The organism is Providencia sp. 2023EL-00965 (assembly GCF_033550225.1).
Lineage (GTDB): Bacteria > Pseudomonadota > Gammaproteobacteria > Enterobacterales > Enterobacteriaceae > Providencia > Providencia manganoxydans.
Map to the genome: position 1 here is coordinate 154570 of NZ_JAWUEH010000001.1, position 21542 is coordinate 176111.

Annotated in this window: 23 protein-coding genes; 10 read left to right on the forward strand and 13 right to left on the reverse strand. The window is 41.0% G+C overall.

What is annotated here, in order from left to right; translation table 11 throughout:
- Positions 1 to 13 precede the first annotated feature (13 nt).
- Complete coding sequence (bcp, locus tag SC428_RS00695; protein WP_070928354.1) at positions 14 to 484, reverse strand: thioredoxin-dependent thiol peroxidase; 471 nt, start codon at positions 482 to 484, stop codon at positions 14 to 16.
- 14 nt (positions 485 to 498) lie between these two features.
- The gene (locus SC428_RS00700) at positions 499 to 1056 is read right to left on the reverse strand and encodes a glycine cleavage system transcriptional repressor (protein WP_070928351.1); all 558 of its coding nucleotides are present in this window, start codon (positions 1054 to 1056) and stop codon (positions 499 to 501) included.
- Between the two features lie 274 nt (positions 1057 to 1330).
- On the opposite strand from SC428_RS00700, the gene dapA reads away from it, so the two are divergent.
- The 3 genes from dapA (at position 1331) to purC (ending at position 4451) form a co-directional block, all read left to right on the forward strand.
- Positions 1331 to 2239 (forward strand): 4-hydroxy-tetrahydrodipicolinate synthase, encoded by a 909-nt coding sequence (gene dapA / locus SC428_RS00705; RefSeq protein ID WP_070928349.1) that lies wholly within the window; start codon positions 1331 to 1333, stop codon positions 2237 to 2239.
- 16 nt (positions 2240 to 2255) lie between these two features.
- Entirely contained in the window at positions 2256 to 3305 is a 1050-nt protein-coding gene (gene bamC, locus SC428_RS00710; RefSeq protein WP_070928346.1) for an outer membrane protein assembly factor BamC, read from the forward strand.
- A gap of 432 nt (positions 3306 to 3737) precedes the next feature.
- Positions 3738 to 4451, forward strand: coding sequence for a phosphoribosylaminoimidazolesuccinocarboxamide synthase (gene purC / locus SC428_RS00715; RefSeq protein WP_318705505.1), 714 nt, complete (start codon positions 3738 to 3740; stop codon positions 4449 to 4451).
- A gap of 50 nt (positions 4452 to 4501) precedes the next feature.
- Here the strand turns inward: purC and bamE are convergent, their stop codons facing one another.
- From bamE to SC428_RS00745, 6 genes are all read right to left on the reverse strand, one after another.
- A complete protein-coding gene (gene bamE / locus SC428_RS00720; protein ID WP_318705507.1) occupies positions 4502 to 4858 on the reverse strand; it encodes an outer membrane protein assembly factor BamE in 357 nt (118 codons plus the stop codon).
- Positions 4859 to 4948: 90 nt separating this feature from the next.
- Positions 4949 to 5764: an energy-coupling factor ABC transporter ATP-binding protein gene (locus SC428_RS00725; RefSeq protein WP_318705509.1), complete on the reverse strand. Its 816-nt coding sequence runs from the start codon at positions 5762 to 5764 to the stop codon at positions 4949 to 4951.
- Positions 5751 to 6596 carry an energy-coupling factor ABC transporter ATP-binding protein gene (locus tag SC428_RS00730; RefSeq protein ID WP_318705511.1) on the reverse strand — a complete coding sequence of 282 codons (846 nt, stop codon included), beginning with the start codon at positions 6594 to 6596 and terminating at the stop codon, positions 5751 to 5753. The genes SC428_RS00725 and SC428_RS00730 overlap by 14 nt, the downstream gene beginning before the upstream one ends.
- Positions 6584 to 7288: an energy-coupling factor transporter transmembrane component T gene (locus SC428_RS00735; RefSeq protein WP_318705786.1), complete on the reverse strand. Its 705-nt coding sequence runs from the start codon at positions 7286 to 7288 to the stop codon at positions 6584 to 6586. Before SC428_RS00735 ends, SC428_RS00730 begins: the two co-directional genes overlap by 13 nt.
- Positions 7289 to 7290: 2 nt before the next feature.
- The gene (locus tag SC428_RS00740) at positions 7291 to 7872 is read right to left on the reverse strand and encodes an ECF transporter S component (RefSeq protein ID WP_070928336.1); all 582 of its coding nucleotides are present in this window, start codon (positions 7870 to 7872) and stop codon (positions 7291 to 7293) included.
- Between the two features lie 36 nt (positions 7873 to 7908).
- Entirely contained in the window at positions 7909 to 8346 is a 438-nt protein-coding gene (locus tag SC428_RS00745) for a PPC domain-containing DNA-binding protein (protein WP_070928333.1), read from the reverse strand.
- Positions 8347 to 8704: 358 nt separating this feature from the next.
- Here SC428_RS00745 and SC428_RS00750 point away from each other — a divergent pair, with 358 nt between their 5' ends.
- The 4 genes from SC428_RS00750 to SC428_RS00765 all read left to right on the forward strand — a co-directional run bounded on the left by SC428_RS00750 (position 8705) and on the right by SC428_RS00765 (position 13452).
- Positions 8705 to 9595, forward strand: coding sequence for a neutral zinc metallopeptidase (locus tag SC428_RS00750; RefSeq protein ID WP_070928331.1), 891 nt, complete (start codon positions 8705 to 8707; stop codon positions 9593 to 9595).
- 11 nt (positions 9596 to 9606) lie between these two features.
- Positions 9607 to 10908: a hypothetical protein gene (locus tag SC428_RS00755; RefSeq protein ID WP_283125201.1), complete on the forward strand. Its 1302-nt coding sequence runs from the start codon at positions 9607 to 9609 to the stop codon at positions 10906 to 10908.
- Positions 10909 to 10997: 89 nt separating this feature from the next.
- Positions 10998 to 11450: a DUF441 domain-containing protein gene (locus SC428_RS00760; protein WP_070928327.1), complete on the forward strand. Its 453-nt coding sequence runs from the start codon at positions 10998 to 11000 to the stop codon at positions 11448 to 11450.
- Between the two features lie 7 nt (positions 11451 to 11457).
- On the forward strand, positions 11458 to 13452 hold the full coding sequence (locus SC428_RS00765) for a tRNA(Met) cytidine acetyltransferase TmcA (protein WP_318705517.1): 1995 nt from the start codon (positions 11458 to 11460) through the stop codon (positions 13450 to 13452).
- Between the two features lie 114 nt (positions 13453 to 13566).
- Here SC428_RS00765 and SC428_RS00770 read toward each other — a convergent pair whose 3' ends face one another.
- Positions 13567 to 13758, reverse strand: coding sequence for a YpfN family protein (locus tag SC428_RS00770; RefSeq protein WP_070928323.1), 192 nt, complete (start codon positions 13756 to 13758; stop codon positions 13567 to 13569).
- Positions 13759 to 13995: 237 nt separating this feature from the next.
- Here SC428_RS00770 and SC428_RS00775 point away from each other — a divergent pair, with 237 nt between their 5' ends.
- Positions 13996 to 14367, forward strand: a complete 372-nt coding sequence (locus tag SC428_RS00775) for a DUF454 family protein (RefSeq protein ID WP_070928473.1) — start codon at positions 13996 to 13998, stop codon at positions 14365 to 14367.
- A 25-nt stretch (positions 14368 to 14392) separates the two neighbouring features.
- Here the strand turns inward: SC428_RS00775 and SC428_RS00780 are convergent, their stop codons facing one another.
- The 4 genes from SC428_RS00780 to SC428_RS00795 form a co-directional block, all read right to left on the reverse strand.
- Positions 14393 to 15061 (reverse strand): M15 family metallopeptidase, encoded by a 669-nt coding sequence (locus tag SC428_RS00780; RefSeq protein WP_318705520.1) that lies wholly within the window; start codon positions 15059 to 15061, stop codon positions 14393 to 14395.
- Positions 15058 to 16188: a succinyl-diaminopimelate desuccinylase gene (gene dapE, locus SC428_RS00785; RefSeq protein ID WP_318705522.1), complete on the reverse strand. Its 1131-nt coding sequence runs from the start codon at positions 16186 to 16188 to the stop codon at positions 15058 to 15060. Before dapE ends, SC428_RS00780 begins: the two co-directional genes overlap by 4 nt.
- 14 nt (positions 16189 to 16202) lie before the next feature.
- The gene (locus SC428_RS00790) at positions 16203 to 16574 is read right to left on the reverse strand and encodes an ArsC family reductase (RefSeq protein ID WP_070928318.1); all 372 of its coding nucleotides are present in this window, start codon (positions 16572 to 16574) and stop codon (positions 16203 to 16205) included.
- A 422-nt stretch (positions 16575 to 16996) separates the two neighbouring features.
- Positions 16997 to 17617 (reverse strand): LuxR C-terminal-related transcriptional regulator, encoded by a 621-nt coding sequence (locus tag SC428_RS00795; protein ID WP_070928316.1) that lies wholly within the window; start codon positions 17615 to 17617, stop codon positions 16997 to 16999.
- A gap of 483 nt (positions 17618 to 18100) precedes the next feature.
- Here SC428_RS00795 and maeB point away from each other — a divergent pair, with 483 nt between their 5' ends.
- Together maeB and SC428_RS00805 are read left to right on the forward strand one after the other, a co-directional pair.
- Positions 18101 to 20380 carry an NADP-dependent oxaloacetate-decarboxylating malate dehydrogenase gene (gene maeB, locus SC428_RS00800; protein WP_140179354.1) on the forward strand — a complete coding sequence of 760 codons (2280 nt, stop codon included), beginning with the start codon at positions 18101 to 18103 and terminating at the stop codon, positions 20378 to 20380.
- 199 nt (positions 20381 to 20579) lie between these two features.
- A complete protein-coding gene (locus SC428_RS00805) occupies positions 20580 to 21479 on the forward strand; it encodes a ChaN family lipoprotein (RefSeq protein WP_318705527.1) in 900 nt (299 codons plus the stop codon).
- The last annotated feature ends 63 nt before the right edge of the window (positions 21480 to 21542 follow it).

A 21542-nucleotide genomic window follows, 5' to 3' on the forward strand; every position in this document is an offset into this window, starting at 1 on the left:
TCATCAGTCGCTATTAAGCGTTTGCGTTTAAGTACTCAAGAACAATTTCATGGTGATTACTGGTTTTGAAATTGTCGAATACATGTTCGATAGTTCCATTTGCATCAACAAGGAAGCTAATGCGGTGGATACCGTCATAGGTTTTACCCATGAATTGTTTTTCACCCCAGACACCAAATTGTTCACACACTTGGTGATCTTCATCTGATAATAGCGTGAAGTTGAGCATTTCTTTTTCAGCGAAACGAGACAATTTTTCGGGTTTATCGGTGCTAATGCCTAAAACTTCAACACCTTTTTGCTTAAGTGTATCCATTTCATCACGCAATCCACATGCCTGAACAGTACATCCAGGCGTCATGGCTTTAGGGTAGAAGTAAACTAATACGCGTTGACCCTGATAATCTGAAAGATTGATGATTTCACCATCTTGGTCAGGAAGGCTAAATTGAGGCGCCTTATCACCGGCTTTCAATGGGTTCATTACATATATCTCCGTTAACTCTGCATTTTGGGATTATTAACAATGCTTATGTTGCCTTTAGCATTGAGCATTGTACATAGTTGTTGAAATTTATTTTTTATAATTAAGCCATTATCATCCAATGGATGATGTGCTGTAATTTGAATTTCAAGCTGAGCCGGCGCATCATGACTTGCAGGCTGTGTTTTTGATACTAACTCCGCAATATTACATTGTTGAGTGGTAAACAAATTTGTAAATTGTTCTACGATGCGAGGTGCATCATCGACCACGACATTCACTGTTACCGTTGACGGGTAGTCGGTGGTTTCTACGCTTTGTGTTCGCTTCATCACAATTAACAACTCTAGTTCAGCCCCTTTTAATGGCAGAGTGGCCTCTATTTGTGCAATTGCATTCCAACTCCCTGAAAGCATCATAATAAAGGTGAACTCTTTACCGAACATCGCTAAGCGGCTGTCTTCGATATTGCAGTCACATTCGCTCACAAGGCGTGTAATTGTATTCACAATGCCCGGACGATCGGTTCCCAGCGCGGTAATAACAAGAAATTGCTGTTCGGTCTTAGGCAAAGTCGTTTCCTTCATATTTTTTATTCTCAGGTCGCTTTTTACTCAATAATTTAAGGAGCAAAATCGACAGGTTGATGATGGTAAGGAAACCATAAAAATAACAATCTGCCAAGAGGGCAGATTCACTCTTGCGAGGAATGATCGAGAATTATTACTTCTGTTTAAGTTATTCAGAGCGGTATTAACAAAATTCATTAAAAACCTGCGTTTGGGTGGTTTTCTTCTTTGAAATGAAAACGTACCATGGAGTCTAAACTATTTAGGGGGTATAGCTATGTCTCATTCAAACACAAACTATAAAGAGTTTTTAACTGGCAGTATTGTTGCAGTCATTACACCAATGGATTCAAAAGGGCGTTTGGATAAACAAAGCTTGAAAAAATTGGTGGATTACCATGTTGAAAGTGGTACTTCTGCGATTGTGTCTGTTGGGACGACTGGCGAATCAGCAACACTAACACATAAAGAACATGTGGATGTGGTTAATGCGACATTGGAACTGGCTGATGGGCGTATTCCGATCATTGCAGGAGCAGGGGCGAATGCGACCGCGGAAGCTATCTCTCTGACTGAAGAGTTTGAAAATTCAGGCGTTGTTGCTTGCCTGACAGTCACACCTTATTATAATAAGCCTTCACAAGAAGGATTGTATCAACACTTTAAAGCTATTTCAGAGAACACGAGCTTGCCTCAAATCCTCTATAATGTACCATCACGCACAGGGTGTGATTTATTGCCTGAAACGGTGGGACGTTTAGCAAAATTGGCGAATATTGTGTCAATTAAAGAGGCAACAGGGAACTTAGCAAGGGTTCATCAAATCAAAGAACTGGTTGATGACAATTTTGTTCTGCTCACAGGTGATGATGCAACCGCATTGGACTTCATGCAATTGGGTGGTCAGGGCGTTATTTCTGTTACGGCTAACGTTGCGGCCGCACAAATGGTAAAAATGTGTGACTTAGCGCTTGCGGGCAAATATACTGAGGCTCGTGAATTAAACAAAATCCTGATGGGTTTGCATCATCAGTTATTTGTTGAGCCTAATCCAATTCCAGCGAAATGGGGCTGCCACCGCCTTGGTTTGATTGCTGACGATACGTTGCGGTTACCAATGACACCGTTAACTGAGTCAGGCCAACAGAAAGTGGAAGCGGCACTGAAACTCGCTGGGTTACTGTAAAATTTAGGGAATTTTAATGGCAACATTATTGCAAAAATCGAAGGTTATGAAGGTTGCTGGCCTGTCACTTGTGGTGTTACTGGCAGCCTGCTCCAGCGATCAGCGCTATAAACGTCAGGTCAGTGGTAACGAGGAATATCTCGATGCCGCGCCATTGAAAGTGTTAAATGTACCACAGGGAATGACGTTACCATTGCAAAATGGCGAATATGAGCTCCCTAAAGTCACCTCAACGGGACCGGTGGGTAAAGCACTGGATATTCGTCCTCCAGTATTGTCGATTTCGCAGTTAGCGGGCTCACGTACTGAAGATAGTGCTGAAGCAAGTCGTTTGTTGCTTGATAATACACCTGAAAATAGCGCGTTATGGTCACAAGTTACGTTAATTTTAGAGCAACGTGGTATCCCAGTGACATCGAAAGATGATGGCTCACATTCTATTGAAACCGATTGGGTGAAATGGGAACGTGCTGATGAAGATGTACCGCTAGAAAGCCGCCATAAAGTGACTGTACAGCCACAAGGTGGGCAGATTGCATTAACTGTGACTAATTTAGGCTTGCGTCAAGGGGCAGAGACTATCACTGACCAAGCTGAAATCCAGCGTTACAATAAATTATTGCTCAATGAATTGACTGATAGCCTATACGCGCTGCGTGATACGTCAAATAAAAATAGTATCCAAAGTGCTTATGGCATTATTGATGTTCAGTCTGGTAGTGATGCCACTGGCTTACCTGTGGTTATCGTTCGTGCACCGTTTGATGCTGTTTGGGAACGTTTACCTCATACCTTAGAAAATGTGGGTATGAAGGTTGGTGACCGCAGCCGTTCAACAGGTTCAGTGATGGTAACTTATAAAGGGTTAAGCAGCTCCGAATGGCAGAACTTAGGTGTTGATGATCCTTCTGTTCCAGAAGATGACTACAAAGTTCAAGTCGGTGATTTAAACAACCGCAGCAGCTTACAGTTTATCAATACTAAAGGTGTACCATTAACTCAAAAACAAAATGATGAAATGGTTGCTGCATTAAAAGCGGCTTTTAGTAAAGTCGGCAATAAATAATTTATCTCTTAAGCCGTAACTCATGTGTTGGGTTACGGCTTTTCTATTGCGTTTATCGCGCTTTCTTTCCTTTCTGTTCTTTAAGTTTCACCCCCTCGCCAAATGGACAAAAAACCAGTATTTACGCCTAAGTAATCGTTTGCGTCTGTAGGTGAATTTTATTATCATTATTCGGTAGGCTAGATAATGATGCTTTAATGAATTATAGCTCTATATACAAACTAATGCCGGCAAGTGAATGAATGGCTAGCGGTGTAGGTAATTATGTGGTTGGTGCAAGTCAGTGCAGTCAACATGATTGCAACCTACAAGATGACAGGTATAAACAGAACAGAAAATTAACAATGAATTGCGACATTCTACTGTTACTTATCTGGATCTGCGCAAGCGTTGATACCTTAATTGAATAATCACATCTCTGGAGTGTGTAAGATGCAAAAGAAAGCTGAGTTGTATCGTGGTAAGGCGAAAACGGTCTATACCACAGAGGATCCTGACCGTTTGATTCTGGAATTCCGTAATGATACATCAGCACTCGATGGGGAGCGCATCGAGCAGTTTGACCGTAAAGGGATGGTAAACAATAAGTTTAATCATTTTATTATGAGTAAGCTGGAAGAAGCTGGCATTCCAACGCAAATGGAAGCTTTACTGTCAGACACTGAAGCGTTAGTCAAAAAATTGGAGATGGTGCCAGTAGAGTGTGTTATACGTAATCGTGCCGCAGGCTCTTTGGTTAAACGCCTTGGTGTTGAAGAAGGCATGGTATTAAACCCACCATTATTTGATTTATTCCTAAAAGATGACGCTAAGCATGATCCAATGGTCAATGAGTCTTACTGTGAAACGTTTGGCTGGGTTAATCAAGAAAACTTAGCAGAAATGAAACGGTTAAGTTATAAAGCTAATGACGTATTATCAAAAATTTTTGTAGATGCAGGGCTGATCTTAGTCGATTTTAAACTGGAATTCGGTTTGTTTAACGGGAAAGTTGTTTTGGGTGATGAGTTCTCTCCGGATGGTAGCCGCCTGTGGGATAAAGAAACACTCAATAAAATGGATAAAGACCGTTTTCGTCAAAGCCTTGGTGGTTTAATTGAAGCCTATGAAGAAGTTGCTCGCCGTATTGGTGTGAAACTGGATTAATTTTTACATTAATTAATGTGTTAACAGCCCTAATTAGGGCTGTTTTTTTATTATTCAGCGCCACAATTTATACGCTGATCTAGCATTTTACAACCCGCTATTGCCGATGGATTAACGGCTTTATTTTGCTCTGACAACCACAATTCTAATTGAGTAGAAGCTGAAGGTAATGCATGACTCAGTTGACGATTTTCCTGCCCATATTCAATCAGTTGATTATTCAAAAATACAAAATGGAGTAGAGTTTGAGGTTTTTGGGTATACATCAAGTAGGTGGTGGTTTGCTGTGTTGCTAAATCAGTGGGAGGCCCCATCAATTCGATAACTTGCTGTTGATTCATATCGATTGTAATAGCATTGAGATCTGGCTTGGTTGCACAACCAGCGATAAAAAATAGCGTAGTCATTATGATACAAGCTTGATAGATAACACGCATGTTAAGTGACTCAGTGATCTATATTGGTTATGCGATTAGATCATAAAAACAGCGTTAAATCTATCTCTGATCTCGTTGGTTTAAACGAGCAAAATTGTTTGCCCAATGTTCAGGTGTATTCTCTAATTGTATATTTAATGCATGACTTAATGAATAGAGTGTAGGCGCAGGCAGTAACGAATCAGGCTGTAAATCGGCGTGACATAATATTTTTTCAGGGGAGCCATCGGCGATTAATTTACCAGCGGATAAATGAAGCACACGTTGAAAATTACGCGCTACAAAATCAAGATCATGACTGATGGCTAAAACGGCACAGCCAGTATCTTTTTGTACTGCGAGCCAATTTTCAAATCGAGTTAACCAAAGCGAATCAAAATCACGACTTGGCTCATCTAGGAGTAATATTTTCGGGCGTACAGCACTCAGGCATGCAACAGCCACCATACGCTTTTGACCTGCATTGAGATCTAAAGGGTGATGATCTGCAACATCTTCTAAATGACATATTTCTAAAGCGTCTGCGATGCGCTGATTCATTTCTTGTTTGGATATTTTTAGCCGTTTTAGTCCAAAAGCAATTTCTTGCTTAACACTGCTATGAAAAACTTGCTTTTCAACTTCTTGAAATAAAATGCCAATTTGAGTTGCCCGCTGTGTCGCACTGAGTTTCGAGATCAAATCTCCATTCAGCTGTATTTGCCCTTGTCTTGGTTGTAATAAACCCGCAGCCAAACGCAACAATGTTGATTTTCCTGCGCCATTATCACCCACTAGTGCAACCTGCTCGCCAGCAGTAATCTTGATAGAGAGTTGTGTTAGGGTATCTTGAATCGTATTCGGCCAGCGGAAGTACAGATTTTCAAATCGCAGCATACTTGTCCTTTAAAACATGTAATAACTCATCGTCATTGTTTGGGATATTAATCTTCCAACCATGTTGATTGATGAGGTAGCCAAGGGCACGCCATGCATCAGGCATGTTAACAGTTGACTGCGCTGCGGCAAAAACGCGCTGTCGATCGATACTGGCGATAGTTTTTCCTGCATCAAGTAGCATGACTTGTTGGCAAAAGCCAAATGCAGGTAGCAAATGGCGCTCAAATAGGATCACACTACAGCCAGTTTTGTGTGTGTAATTCTTTAAGTTAATCAACAGTGAGTGGGTTGCTTTTGGCGTTAAACGGCTAAATGCTTCATCGAGTAATAATAATTTAGGTTGCATGGCGAGGGCACTAGCGATAACAACACGTTGAGCCTCGCCACCGGATAGCGTGCTTGGGTGACGATGACGCAATGTTTCACAGTGTGTGAGCGCTATTGCTTCATCAACTCGTTGATAAATTTGTTCTTCAGGTATTCCTTGATTTTCAGGCCCAAAGGCAATTTCCTGTTCAACGCTAAAGGTACAGCCAGAGAGTTGCAGTTGTGGTGATTGTTGGATCAGTTGTCGTTGTGTACTAAGAGTGACTAAATTCCCTTCGGTAAGCGGTAGAGAAAACACGTCTCCAGTGCCTGTTAGTTCACCACTCATTAACTCGGGCAACCAACCACAAAGTAATTGAGCTAATGTACTTTTACCACTGCCATTACCACCGAAAATACCCAGCCATTCGCCCTCTGTTAATTGAATATCAATGGGGCCCAGTATCGATGTGTTTGCTGTTTTCGGTGTAAAAGAGAGTTGCTGTAAATTTACCACCACCACCGGATCCCTCCTTCAACTAACATGATGATTAACAATGAGTAGCGAGTGATAGTTTGCAAATAACTATCTTTAGGCGCATTCAGTGTAGTACGTTGACGAATAAGGCGAAAACTACGCATGTCTAACGCAGCGCCACGAATGGCTAAATCATTGAGTGTTTGGGTAACTAATGGCAGTAGCACAGCAGGTAAAGAAACTAGTTTCTGCCAAATGTGACCATCAAGAGGTACACCTCTAGCCAGTTGCGCTTCTTTGATACTGGCTAATTGCCTTTGTAGTTGCTCAATAAATAATAGTGGCCCTGATAACAAATAGGAGAAACTAGGCGGTAAGCGGCTAGCAAAGAGGGCTCTAATAAAGTTTTCGGTAGGAACGTATTGTAACCATATCTGAGCACTGCTGACGATCGCTAATAGCCTTAACCATAGGGTCAAGGCTTTTTCTTGTTGAGTGATCGCAGGGAATGTTCCTGTGATCCAATAACTCAGCCAACCGCTGTGGATCAGCCATAATCCACATGCCATGGGTAGCATTACCCATACAACAAAACGCCAACGGTGGCGAGCGGCTTTCCAAATCAGTAATAATATCAGTACCAATGCATTCATCACGAGCAATGGCCAGCCAAGGGGTAATAATACCACGGTAAAACTGAACCAAACCCATAACGTTAGCGAGGTAAATGGGTGCATATTCACCGTACTCTCGCCATATGCGGAAAATTTTGCTGGGCACGTAGAGGCAATTGGCGGACTAACAGCCAAGCGACAATGGCCGAAAATATCTTGTCTGTAATATTGGCGCCGAGTACCGTAATCGCCACCGATTCCAATAAGTTTTCACCGACAGCATGGAAGTAAGCAACAAAAAAGTCAGCACCGCTGCCTGTTGTACCCGCAAATAAATAGGTGCGGATCGGCACTGCAACTAACATCAATGCTAAGGTGATGACAACCCCGGAAAGAATGACACGAGGTAACGTGCGAAAGCCCCCAACATGAGCTAATAGACCCGCGCTTAAGCCTATCATCATGGCAACAGGGGCGAAGGCTGCGGCGATAGGGCCACTTAATAATCCCCACAGTAAATTGGTTAATAAACCCGTTAATACGGCGATCCAAGGGCCTGCAAGTAACGCGCAAATAAGTGTGCCGATAGAATCTAAAAATATGGGCAGTTTAATCATTGAGCTAATTTGACCACCGATCATATTAATAGCAATAGAAAAAACGATCAGTACCAAGGTACGGCTAGAAAGAATAGGGGATTTTGACATGAAAAATTGGATCCTTAGGGATAAAAAATATTGAATTTACTGAGTAAGACGTGCTGAGACGACTAACTCTTCATATCCAGATAATTCACAGTTTGCACGGGTAAAGGTGAGATCTTCTAATTCACCAATAATTAACTCTAAAGTCGTTCTAACGGTACATCCAGGCATCATATGACCGCCTTTCATATCACCATTATCATCAGATATTGCTAAATGAAGGTGCTCGCCTTCGGCATCTAATGTGCCAATTAATGAAACTATTTCATATTTGCCAATAAATTGTTTTGTTTCATCACGTCCTGCAAATCGTAAATTAACGTTAGTTAAACTTCCGACACATCCGGCAATGAAGGCGGCCTTTAAATTATTTGATGTAATAAACTGACGTAGAGCAGGTATGACATCTTCTTCGGGACGTAAGCGCAGAGCTAAATAACGTATATTGGAGGAGCCTGACAGTTGGTGTGTATTCATGTGAATAGCCCTAAACTATATATAATATAAATATGGCATGTTTTATTCATCTGCCAAAATGCTGGAAAATCATAAGTTATGATTATTTTATATTTCGATCCGATTATTGTAAGCAACAATCAACGAGATATCAGTAACGAAGTGTTTTCTTTTGCATATACACATAAAATTGCGTTTAATTTTTGTTAGGGACTAAATCATTAGCTGTAAAATAGTCAGTTTTATTCAGAGGTAGACGAAAATAGGCAGTTGTTATCAACGATTATGGCGTATATAAATAAAAATAATTAAATCAATAACCCCGATTTTAGGTTTAAACTGCAATTTAACCCTATATCTGTTTATAAGAGAGGTGACTATGCGTTGGCAAAACCGTCGTCGAAGCGACAATATTGAAGATAGAAGATCCCAAAATTCATCAACAGGCTTTCGGGGAACTGGCGGTGGAATGCGCATTCCTTTACGGGGAAAAAGTGGCATCGTGATCTTAATTGTAATTGTGGTGGCGGGTTATTATGGCGTTGACCTCACCGGTTTAGTCACGGGTGAACCAATCGGCAATACTACCTCTCAACAAACACAACGAAGCGCAGCCAGCCCGCAAGAAGAACAATTAGCCGATTTTACCTCAGTGATGTTGGCTTCAACAGAAGATGTATGGCAAGCAGAATTTAAGCAAATAGGTAAGCAATATCAACAGCCTAAATTGGTTATTTATCGTAACGGTACATCGACAGCGTGTGGCCAAGGCCAAGCGTTTATGGGGCCGTTTTATTGCCCAGCAGATAGTAAAGTCTATATTGACCTTTCATTTTACAATGATATGAAAACAAAACTCGGTGCTGGTGGTGAATTCGCTCAAGGTTATGTTGTTGCACATGAAATTGGTCATCATGTACAACATCTATTAGGCATCGAGCAGCAAGTGAGAAAGTTACAACAGGGTATCAGTGAGAAAGAAGCTAATAAATTGTCAGTAAAATTAGAACTTCAAGCGGACTGTTTTGCGGGGGTTTGGGGACACAATATGGATAAAGAAGGCATCTTGGGCGATGGTGATCTGCAATCGGCTCTTAATGCTGCACAAGCAATTGGCGATGACAGGTTACAACAGCAGAGCCAAGGCCGTGTGATCCCTGATAGTTTTACACATGGTACTTCACAACAACGCTATTACTGGTTTAAAAAAGGTTTTGATACAGGTGATATAAATAGCTGTAATACGTTTTCCGCTCAAAATCAATTTTAAAGGTCATATTAGTGAAAGGTTTAGTTCAACTCATTAGCTTAATGGCACTGTTGTCATTCGTGCCAATCATCGTTAATGCGAAAACAGTGTATAACATTGACAGAATATCTCCTGAAGGTGTTTTAACACTATCAATGCTGTTACCAACAAAAGATATTGACCAAAAATTAGTTGTTAGAGGTGGTGATTGGGGGTTAAAGCCTCAGATAGATAGTGTTCAATGCGAAGGGATATTATTGCAGCAAATAACCACTTATGAGTGGTTACTTCCAAAAGGGTGTCAGCAGGTTATATGGCGTGTTACTCCTACTGATGTGCGTTATGGTGACGCTGATGCTTCGAAACAATCAACGATCTTTATTGCAAACGCCGATGACAATAAAAAGACAATATTACTTTCTGAACCCACATCACTACTACGTATTGTTAATGATAACGCAGGGACGATTTCATCTTCACCAGAGGTAAAAATGTATGGTGCTAAAGCTGATGGAAGGCAATCATGGTCTGTGCCTGAGTATAATAAAGCGCCCGAATTTTATTTGGTGGGTGATTTTACTGTACAAGAAAGCTATTTTGGCAATATGAATAGCCACTATTTTAGTGACAACGTCACGTTAACCTCAGAGCTTAAACTCAACCAATATCATCAAGAGGTATTAGGTTACTTAACTAAAGCGTTATCGATAACACCTCAAGAAAGTGGTGATAATGAGTTGTTGGTGATTTGGCTGGGGAGTAATGAAAAAAATAAATTTATAGGTGGTGCCGCGGGTGGGCGTAGTTTTGTTGCTAATTATCTTTATGGTGATGACAACAATATCCAATTAAATAATGCAAAAACACAATTGGTCATGGCGCATGAACAATTTCACCAATTGATTGATATGATACGAGGTAACAAACCGTCACAGCCTACATGGATAGAAGAAGGATTAGCTCAGTATTATGGTTTTAAATCGCTAAAACAGACTGAAAATAATCCGGAACTAGTGTCACAGATTGGCAATGTAGTTGTACCATCAAATGTCTCGGTAAAACACACTTTTATGGCGTTAGATAAACAATTTAAAGCTGGAGATCGTTCTGTTTACCCTGAGTTTTATTCCCAAGGTGCTATCTTTTGGCATAAACTAGACAGTATTTTGTCTGAAGCTGCTAAAAATCATTCAGGCCTAGATCCATTTGTTGTTGAATTAATGACTTCACCACCTGAAGAAAATGGTGATTTACCGGAAAAAATAAAAACTAAGATGATAGAAATAGGGGGAGAACCCGTTAATTCGCTATTTCAACAGTATATTGGCCAATAAATATCAGGTTAGGTTTGCTTCTTGTATTGTGAGTGAATAACATTAATCGTCTTTTTATTCATTGTTGTTTGTATCACAGGGAACATTGTATGAGTCAAGTTGACCCAACTTTGATTATTTTATTGGTTTTAGCTGGCCTTGGGATCATTAGTCATAACATGACGGTAACATTAGCCATGTTATTTCTATTGGTTGTACGTATCACGCCATTGAACAACTTTTTTCCTTGGGTTGAGAAATATGGGCTGACAATTGGTGTTTTAATACTGACAATCGGGGTCATGGCGCCGATCGCCAGTGGTAAAATCTCCGCTCACGATGTGCTTGGGTCATTCTTAAATTGGAAATCGATCTTGGCTATTGTTATTGGCATATTGGTTTCTTGGTTGGGAAGCCGTGGCGTAACGTTAATGTCACATCAACCTTCGACAGTCGCTGGTTTATTGGTTGGTACAGTGATTGGTGTCGCACTGTTTCGAGGGGTACCTGTGGGGCCATTGATTGCCGCAGGGATCTTGTCATTATTAATTGGTAAATCTTAACCTTAGTATGACTCACTCACTTTCTGAAATTTGTGCACAGCTGAATACTATTGGGCATCGACGCTTACTCGTCCTATCTGGGGAAACGCAGTGGATTGATGACAAGTTAAATGATATTCGATCATCCATATTAGGTGATTGGATAACTATCTCCCCCTCAATCAGTCAGTGCCTCGCTGGGAGCCAAGCACACACTTTGTTAGGCCAAGAATTCTTGCATGCTATTTTTGATGCAAGAGAGGGGCTGCATTGTGAAGCCTTAGCAATATTAGCAGGTACCTTGAAAGCGGGCAGTCTATTGATTTTGTGTACGCCTCCACAAAATCAATGGGCGACTACGCCGGATAATGACAGTTTACGTTGGAATGAACAGGGAGGTATGATTGCGACCCCTAATTTTGTTCATCACTTACAGCGGACAATTAATCTACAGCCTGAGGTTTTAATTTGGCAACAAGGTGATGAGCCTCATTTTTGTTTATTACAAGATGATTCACCTTGGCAACCACCATCAGGTCAAGCGACACCTGCACAGCAACATGCACTAGAACAGCTATTATCAGCCGATCTAGGGGTTTGGGGGGTAATTGCATCGCGAGGAAGAGGGAAATCAACCCTTGCAGGCATGTTGATCCGTGGTTGGCAAGGCGAATGTTGGTGTTGCGCACCATCAAGAGCAGCAACACAAACACTCGAACAATATGCGGGAAACTCCTTGGTGTTTTGGTCGCCTGATGAATTACTTCACTACTGCAATAGCGGTGGAGAGATAAGTGCAGATTGGCTAGTTATTGATGAAGCTGCGGCAATACCGAGTTATATTTTGCGTCAGTTAATTGAGTATTTTCCGCGTGTTTTATTGACCACAACGGTTGATGGCTATGAGGGAACGGGGCGTGGTTTTATCAACAAATTTTGTGCGCAATTAAAGAATTTTACGGCACTTGAATTAAATGAGCCCATTCGCTGGGCGATGAATGATCCGCTTGAATCATGGATAAATCAGGCTCTGTTACTGGAAGAACCTCAAAGTCGCGAAAAACGCTCGTTATTATGGCAAATTGGCTCTGTAACTCAACAGCAACTTATTAGCCAACCTAGGCAATTACAGCGTTTCTATGGGTTATTGACCAGTGCTCATTATCGAACATCACCGCTTGATTTACGTCGTTTGCTTGATGCAAGTCGCCAGCAATTTAAAATAGTCAAATCAGAGACAGATCTTATTGGTGCCCTATGGATGGTGGAGGAAGGGGGGCTAGAAAGTGAGTTAAGTTGGCAAATATGGGCGGGTATTCGTCGACCTAGAGGTAATTTAGTCGTCCAGTCGCTGGCGGCACATAGCTATTTTCCAGAAGCAGCCGAAATGTTTTCACAGCGAGTGATGCGGATCGCGGTTGAAGCCAGTTATCGCAGGCAAAAAATAGGTTTGCAACTCCTTGAGCAACAAAGACTCACCGCTATCAACCAAGGCGCTGATTTTTTGTCGGTGAGCTTTGGGCTCACTCCCGAATTACTGTGTTTTTGGCAGTGTGCAGGTTATCAATTAATACGTATAGGAAGTCATTTAGAGGCAAGTAGCGGTTGCTATACGGCGATGGCGATTTTACCACTATCTTTATCTGCTAAGGCGTTATGTGATAAAGCAACAAATTATTTATCCAGAGATATTTTTTGGCGTAATGATCTTGATGCTTTTAATTTAACGATAAGTGAGCAGCAACAGCTGATGGAAGCAGATTGGCTTGAATTAGTTGGATTTGCCTACTATCACCGACCTTTAGCTGCGAGTTGTGCGGCAATACAGCGTTTACTCCTTGAATATAAAGAGTCGTTGCCGCTGTTATCACTACATTTCCATGCAAGTTATTCTATAAATGAAATTTGCCGACAATGGGGCCTTATGGGGCAAAAAGCGTGGTTGAAGCAAGCGAGAGCAGAAGTTAGGGATGTGATCTTACATCAACGCCCTGAGCTTGTTATGACTGTCGCGATACCCTAAATAACTCGAAGCGTTGTTAGGTGCCAATTCAACGAGTCATTGGCAGCTTAGATAAGACGGTGACTGATGCAAGTAACAACGTGGTATCTTGAACGATGATGGGTAGAAAAAGGATTATTTTTTCTGGTCTTTTGGCCAGTCGTCGTCCTCATCCCAAAGGTGGTTATTATCTTTATGAGGGGGGATATCTGGTTTATTATCAAGGAACTTTTTATGATCGACTTTCATCATGTCTTTGATCGAGTTCCAGATGACGCCGACTAAAATCAGAATGATCACCCACCAATAGTCTGCTAGCCAATGCATATGTTATTTCCCATGTGTGTTAATGTTGTATACTCGTCATACTTCAAGTTGCAGCGCTGTTCGTTGAGGTATAGTGATACGCTTAGCTAGCTGGGTCACAGAGTTTATTTATGCTCCCCATCTATCTTCGCTTATCGCCTAGCCGCGCCTCGGATGATTTAGAGTATAGATTGATTGCCAATCGTATATTTCATGATTTAAACATATTTTAAAGTGAAGGGGAGAGCCATTTTGAATATAAAAAAGGGATTTTTAATTCTAATGGGTTGGACTGCTGTAATATTAGCCTGTTTAGGTGTGGTACTGCCTGTTTTACCAACAACACCATTTTTACTGTTAGCAGCTTGGTGTTTTTCTCGTTCGTCTCCACGTTTTCATCACTGGTTATTGTATCGCTCATGGTTTGGTAGTTATATTCGCCATTGGCAGACATATAAAGGGCTACCTAAAGGCGCGAAACCGAAAGCGATCATCGTCATCTTAGTGACGTTTACTATTTCAATTTGGGTGGTCAGTTTTTGGTGGTTAAAATTGGGATTGTTTGCTCTGTTGTGCTGGTTATTGATTTTTATGTATCGCTTACCCGTGGTCGACAAACCAACGGTTTAAAGCGCCTTTATTGGCGCTTTAAGTGTTATTCAGGCACTTTAATATAGCGATTAAACACATACTCTATATTGTCTAATAACCATGTTTTGCCCAAAATTTCTTCCTGTTGCAGAACTGATGCGATCACATTGGGGGTAAGTAGCTGTTCTGCTTCATGGGATAAGGGCCAATAGCTGATATGCCACGGTTCATAAGCAACCCCTGCATCTTTAGCCGTAAAAGGGCGGTAAAAATCATAAGTTGCCATATTGTCGGTTAGCCATTGATTTAGCTCAGCAAAATAACCACCTTCCTCGTATTCCCAAGGCTCTAATTGCAATGATTGATCTGCTGGTAGCCGTAATGGATCATAAACATCAATTTCAGTTCCCCAATGATGGCGGCTGGCGCCCGGCAGTGCAGACCAGTGCAAGATCGCTTCGCACAATTCACCTTCGGTTAATAACGCGATATCGAGAGGTTGACTTTGTTTATCAAGAACCGGACGTTTACCAACAAATTTTTCATTCCAGATGAGCTGCTGACGTGAAAAATCACGAAAAGCACTGGCTGATTGTAGCTTGAAACCCGCTTTAGCAGCCGCTTGCTGCATAGCTAAGAAAGCCTTAGTCGCATTAAATTGTAGGCGGTGATTACCGCCTAAAGTGACTAGATGATCGGTTGATCGACCCGTTAGCATCTCTATTGAAATCATAGTAATAGGAGCTCCATAATTCGTTCATAAATCCGTGCCAGCTGCTGTAAATCATCGACACTAACGCATTCATCAACCTTATGAATGGTGGCATTGAGTGGGCCTAATTCAATGACTTGAGCCCCCATTTGAGCGATAAAACGGCCATCAGATGTTCCACCGCTGGTGGAAAGCTCTGTATTACGGTTGGTTAACTCACTAATGGCTTGAACGGTTGCATCAACCAGTTTCCCTGTACGCGTTAAAAAAGGTTGTCCTGAAAGAGACCAAACTAACTCATATTTTAATTGATGACGTTCGAGCATGCTTTTAACTCGCTCGCGGATCATCGTATCGGTGAGTTCTGTACTAAAGCGAAAGTTAAACTGAATAAAAAACTCACCCGGTATGACATTATTAGCCCCGGTTCCTGCTTGAACATTCGCAATTTGCATACTGGTGGCAGGGAAAAATTCATTGCCTTCATCCCATTGCGTTGAGACCAACTCTTGTAGAAACGCGGTGGCTCGATGTACAGGGTTATCGGCGAGATGAGGGTAAGCAACGTGCCCCTGTGTACCTAAAATGGTCAAATTAGCGGTAATTGAACCACGGCGGCCATTTTTCACCATATCACCTAGCTGAGACTGGCTAGATGGCTCTCCAACCAAGCAATAGTCCAGTCTCTCATTACGTTGCATAAGTGCTTCAACCACTTTAACTGTACCATTTGTGGCCTTTGCTTCTTCATCAGAGGTTATTAAAAAAGCAAGGCGACCGGTGTGGCTAGGGTGTTTGGCAACAAAACGCTCTGCGGTAACCACCATTGCGGCGATGGAGCCTTTCATATCAGCTGCACCACGGCCGTATAAATGTTGGTTAATAATTGTTGGGGTGAAAGGTGGCGTTTTCCATTTAGCGGGATCGCCAGCAGGAACCACATCGGTATGACCGGCAAATGCTAACGTTTCTCCTGAGTGGCCGCGGTGAGCCCAAAAATTAAGTGTATCGCCATAAGGCATTTCTTCAATGGTAAAGCCAATCTTTTTTAGGCGTTCAATGATTAGTGCCTGACAACCTTGATCATCGGGGCTAATTGAAGGACGAGCAATCAGATCTTGGGCTAGTTGTATTACAGGGCAATCCATCGTTAGGCTCCGACTTATTGAGTAAATTGTTGATATTCATCAGCGGAGAAACCGATAAGGTAACGCTTATCAGCAGAAACAAGGATAGGGCGTTTGATCATTGCAGGCTCAGCCAGTAATACTTTTTTGGCGCTGTTATCATCAATAACCGCATTTTTTTGTTCATCGCTCAGTTTACGCCATGTTGTTCCTCTTTTATTGACAAGGACTTCCCAACCAAGGTGGGCGATAAATGTTGATAATAATGCATCATCAATACCATCAACACGATAGTCATGGAATTGATAACTAATGTTATTTTCTTCCAAATAGCGACGTGCCTTTTTAATGGTGTCACAATTTTTAATGCCATACATAATGTAAGGTGTTGATGCGGTGTTTGACATGGAGTTTTCCTTTACTGACTAACGGTTAGTCATACATAATGCGTTAAAATTCAATCATGATCTACCCTTTCTATCTATTGTCTATGCAGTAGGTAAAATTTAATCTAATGATTAAAATAACGTTAACTTAAGTTATTATCGTATTATTAAGGGAGGTATATAAACAATATTTGTATTATACGGTGACAACTATACTCGTCATACTGCAAGATGCAGGGTTGTTGACTGCACTCAGCTAGCCGAATCACATAGTTCATCTATACTCCCCGTCTATCTTCACTTGTCGCCTACCTGCAACTCGAATTATTTAGAGTATATATCTTTATTGATGATTTTACTTATCAAGAAAATATAAAGGATAGCGATTTCTTCGCTACAAGGATTAATTTATTAGCATGCTTATTTTTATCTTATTAATAATATTACTTTGAACGCATATAGATTAAACTTGCTTCTAATCGTGAACGTACATTTAATTTTTTTAGCATGTTACGAATATGCACCTTGACTGTTTCTTCCGAAATAAAAAGTAATTTAGAAATTTCTTTGTTTTTTAAACCCGTTGCCATTTCATGCAGTATTTCACTTTCTCGTCTTGTGAGAGATGATAATGGATCATAAGTTTGATGGCGATTAATTAAGCATTGATAAACCTTTTCGCTAAAAACATGGTGCCCTTCAGCCGCTTTGCGCATGCTATTTATGAGCATATCAAGCTCACTATTTTTGAGTAAATACCCTTGTGCACCTGCATCAATGGCATTATAAATATCTGTTTTAGTAGATGAAAAAGATAAAACAAGTAAATATGATTTAATGCAGCGCTTGCGTAGTAACCTAATGGTTTCAAAGGTCTTTGTGCCGTAAAGGTTCGTATCGATAAGGATCATGTCAGGTTGCAGCTTATCAGCGATATTGAGGGCATCAGAGGCGTTACCGCTCTCAGCGGCAATAACAAAGAGCTCATCTGAACCCATAAGATGTCGTAGCCCATAGCGGAAAAGAGGGTGTTCATCAATGATCATGACTGTTTGAGGGGACATAATAGCTTTTCCTTTATATTCGTCATACTTTATGTTTTAGCATTGGTGATTAGACTCACTCACGACAGTGACAGCATTTTTTATATTGCTAGCAATTTATTCATTTATCACTTAGCGGTATCTTTAATTTTTCGAGTATATAGATAGTGAATTCATCGCTATCTTTTATATTATTAATAATTTTTTCTGTATTAATAACTAATATTAAAATAAAAGAAATAGATAAAAGAATCGCGTTAAATCCTAAAAATAATAACTTGCTTTTGATTAAATTAAAATTATCAAAAGTAATTATATCTACATTTATAATTATAAAATTAACTCATTAAGCGTGTTTGTGCTTACTGAGCTAGGTTAGATTTATCTCTTGACCATGTAACTCAAAGAATTTTCTGGAAATTGTCGGCAAGATCATGATTTACTTGTTTGATATGTTTATACTGTTACTGCTTATACCCTACCTAATTTTGAAAGGACTTGATGATGGATGATATATTAAAACAAAGTGCTCTTGATTTTCATGAGTTTCCTCATCCAGGAAAAATAACTGTCACACCAACAAAACCATTAACCACCCAACGCGATTTGGCGCTTGCATACTCACCAGGGGTTGCAGTTCCATGCTTAGAAATTGCTGCGGAGCCACTAAAAGCTTATCGCTATACAGCAAAAGGAAATCTTGTTGGTGTGATCTCAAACGGAACTGCCGTTTTGGGATTAGGTAACATCGGTGCCTTAGCGGGTAAACCGGTTATGGAAGGGAAAGGGGTGTTGTTTAAGAAGTTTTCTGGCGTTGATGTGTTTGACATCGAAGTCGATGAAACTGACCCAGATAAACTTGTTGATATCATTGCTTCTTTGGAGCCTACTTTTGGTGGTATTAACCTCGAAGATATCAAAGCGCCTGAATGTTTCTATATTGAGCAAAAACTGCGTGAACGCATGAATATCCCAGTGTTTCATGACGATCAGCACGGAACCGCGATTATTTGTACAGCGGCGGTAATCAACGGCCTACGTATTGTAAAAAAAGAGATTGGTAATGTACGCCTAGTGGTATCTGGCGCAGGTGCGGCCTCCATTGCCTGTATGAACCTTCTAGTGGCATTAGGTTTGAAACATGAGAACATCACGGTATGTGACTCGAAAGGGGTTATTTATAAAGGCCGTGATGACAAAATGGATGCAACCAAAGCGGCGTATGCGATTGAAGATAATGGCACAAGAACTTTAGGTGACGCGATCCCAAATGCTGATATTTTCCTCGGTTGTTCAGGTCCTGGCGTATTGACACAAGACATGGTTAAAACGATGGCGAAAGATCCATTAATTTTAGCCCTAGCTAACCCTGAACCTGAAATTTTACCGCCATTGGCGAAAGAAGTGCGCCCAGATGCGATTATCTGTACAGGGCGTTCCGATTATCCAAATCAAGTCAACAACGTATTGTGTTTCCCGTTCATCTTCCGTGGTGCATTGGATGTGGGGGCTACCACCATTAACGAAGAGATGAAATTGGCTTGTGTTTACGCGATTGCCGATTTGGCTCTAGCAGAACAAAGCGAAGAGGTCGCTTCTGCTTATGGCAACCAAGATCTGTTCTTTGGCCCTGAATATATTATTCCTAAGCCATTTGACCCTCGCTTGATTGTGAAAATTGCGCCAGCAGTTGCGAAGGCCGCTATGGACTCAGGTGTCGCTACACGTCCAATTAAAGACTTTGATGCTTATATTGAACAGCTAAATCAGTTTGTTTACAAAACCAACCTGTTTATGAAGCCTATCTTCTCTCAAGCTAAAACTGATAAAAAGCGTATTGTGTTAGCCGAAGGTGAAGAAGAGCGTGTGCTACATGCAACTCAAGAACTGGTTTCATTAGGGTTAGCATTCCCAATTCTTGTGGGACGTCCAAGCGTCATTGAAATGCGTATTCAAAAGCTCGGTTTACACATTGAGCTAGGTAAAGATTTTGAAGTGGTCAACAATGAAAATGACCCACGCTTCAAAGAGTATTGGCAAGAGTATTATCAAATCATGAAACGTCGTGGGGTTTCGCAAGAAATGGCTCGTCGTGCAGTGATTGGCAATCCAACGCTAATTGGTGGCATCATGGTATTGCGTGGTGAGGCTGATGGTATGATTTGCGGTACTATTGGTAGCTACAGCGAACACTATGAAGTAGTCAAAAATTTATTTGGCTTCCGTGAAGGGGTTAACACCGCCGGTGCAATGAACGCGTTGTTACTGCCTACAGGGAATACTTTTGTTGCCGATACTTATGTTAACGAAGATCCGACTCCAGAAGAGCTTGCCGATATCACGTTAATGGCGGCGGATACTGTGCGTCGCTTTGGTATTGAACCTAAAGTGGCTTTGTTATCACGTTCTAGTTTTGGATCATCAGAGTGTGCTTCTGCCCAAAAAATGCGTGATGCGCTAGCCTTAATCAAGGCACGCGCACCACATCTTGAAATTGATGGTGAAATGCATGCGGATGCGGCATTAATTGAATCAATACGTAAAGATGTTATGCCTGATAGCCCACTGAAAGGATCAGCAAACTTACTGATTATGCCAAATATGGAAGCGGCACGCATTAGCTATAACTTACTGCGAGTGACGAGTTCTGATGGGGTGACAGTAGGTCCAGTACTAATGGGGGTTGCAAAACCAGTCCATATTTTGACTGCGATTGCGTCAGTACGTCGTATTGTCAACATGGTCGCCTTAGCCGTCGTTGAAGCTCAAACTCATCCCCTGTAATTTTATTTAAGGATAAATAGCCTCGGAAACTCACGCTTTCTGAGGCTTTTTTAATTGAAAATAATTCTCATTATCTGTATTTTGAATCATCTTGAATATAATAAACTCTAAATAATTCGAGGAGTAGCTATGTGACAGGTATGAGTGTATTCACTGATACTTTAACGAAGGGCTGCAACTTGAAGTATGGCGACTATAGATGGAAAAGATGATGATATCAGTAAATTTAAGATTAAAAGCCGCAATTATTGCAGTGTCATTATTGTTTATTGCAGGTTGTGCACAGCAGATTGAACAAAAACCGCTATTACTCGATAGTCAATTAACGGAACAAGGACAAATTGTTGATTTACAGTCTGGCCAATCTATCACTCCTCAGCAACTTATTGAACGTCTATCGCAATCGCCTCGCGTGATTGTGGGTGAAAAGCACGACAATCTATACCATCATCAAATTGAGCAATGGCTTTCACAAGAGATGCATAAAATGCGTCCGCAAGGTTCTGTGTTACTCGAAATGATTAAACCTGACCAGCAAGCAAGTGTCAGTGAGGTCAAAGCACAAATGCAAGGGGATCCTTATATTCGCGATGAAAAACTGCAATCAGCGTTGCACTGGCAAAAAGGCTGGCCGTGGGAGCAATATGGGGAACTCACTAAATCTTTGCTGAAAGCGCCTTATCCATTGCTTTCCGCCAATTTAAATACTGAAGAAATTAATCAAGCGTATAAGAATCCACCTGTATTGAATGGTGTTTACTCGACTCAACCTATCGTACAAGAGTTGATTAGCCAAACAATTGAAACATCACATGATGGGAAATTAACCCCTGAACAAGTTGCAAAAATGACCGTGATCCAGCAAATGCGTGATCGTCGGATGGCTAAGTCATTATTACAAGCTCCAACACCAGCGATGTTGTTTGCGGGTGGGTATCATGCGACACGTGCAATTGGTGTACCTTTACATATACAGGATTTAGCCCCTGAAGCGGAATTTAAAGTGTTAATCATTTCTGAAAAAGGCAATGAGATTGATAATCTGCATGCAGACTATGTTTGGTATACTCCAAGTTCTATTGATGTGAGCAATAATTAACCTATTGATAATCATTAGTAATGTAATTGTGATGGTTGAATCAATTTTTAGTAAAATAGTTTT

Coding starts and splice junctions, on each gene's coding strand:
- bcp (WP_070928354.1), bottom strand. CDS start 484: ATGAACCCATTGAAAGCCGGTGATAAGGCGCCTCAATTTAGCCTTCCT.
- dapA (WP_070928349.1), top strand. CDS start 1,331: ATGTCTCATTCAAACACAAACTATAAAGAGTTTTTAACTGGCAGTATT.
- bamC (WP_070928346.1), top strand. CDS start 2,256: ATGGCAACATTATTGCAAAAATCGAAGGTTATGAAGGTTGCTGGCCTG.
- purC (WP_318705505.1), top strand. CDS start 3,738: ATGCAAAAGAAAGCTGAGTTGTATCGTGGTAAGGCGAAAACGGTCTAT.
- bamE (WP_318705507.1), bottom strand. CDS start 4,858: ATGACTACGCTATTTTTTATCGCTGGTTGTGCAACCAAGCCAGATCTC.
- SC428_RS00725 (WP_318705509.1), bottom strand. CDS start 5,764: ATGCTGCGATTTGAAAATCTGTACTTCCGCTGGCCGAATACGATTCAA.
- SC428_RS00735 (WP_318705786.1), bottom strand. CDS start 7,288: ATGCACCCATTTACCTCGCTAACGTTATGGGTTTGGTTCAGTTTTACC.
- SC428_RS00740 (WP_070928336.1), bottom strand. CDS start 7,872: ATGTCAAAATCCCCTATTCTTTCTAGCCGTACCTTGGTACTGATCGTT.
- SC428_RS00745 (WP_070928333.1), bottom strand. CDS start 8,346: ATGAATACACACCAACTGTCAGGCTCCTCCAATATACGTTATTTAGCT.
- SC428_RS00750 (WP_070928331.1), top strand. CDS start 8,705: ATGCGTTGGCAAAACCGTCGTCGAAGCGACAATATTGAAGATAGAAGA.
- SC428_RS00760 (WP_070928327.1), top strand. CDS start 10,998: ATGAGTCAAGTTGACCCAACTTTGATTATTTTATTGGTTTTAGCTGGC.
- SC428_RS00765 (WP_318705517.1), top strand. CDS start 11,458: ATGACTCACTCACTTTCTGAAATTTGTGCACAGCTGAATACTATTGGG.
- SC428_RS00770 (WP_070928323.1), bottom strand. CDS start 13,758: ATGCATTGGCTAGCAGACTATTGGTGGGTGATCATTCTGATTTTAGTC.
- SC428_RS00780 (WP_318705520.1), bottom strand. CDS start 15,061: ATGATTTCAATAGAGATGCTAACGGGTCGATCAACCGATCATCTAGTC.
- dapE (WP_318705522.1), bottom strand. CDS start 16,188: ATGGATTGCCCTGTAATACAACTAGCCCAAGATCTGATTGCTCGTCCT.
- SC428_RS00790 (WP_070928318.1), bottom strand. CDS start 16,574: ATGTCAAACACCGCATCAACACCTTACATTATGTATGGCATTAAAAAT.
- SC428_RS00795 (WP_070928316.1), bottom strand. CDS start 17,617: ATGTCCCCTCAAACAGTCATGATCATTGATGAACACCCTCTTTTCCGC.
- maeB (WP_140179354.1), top strand. CDS start 18,101: ATGGATGATATATTAAAACAAAGTGCTCTTGATTTTCATGAGTTTCCT.
- SC428_RS00805 (WP_318705527.1), top strand. CDS start 20,580: ATGGAAAAGATGATGATATCAGTAAATTTAAGATTAAAAGCCGCAATT.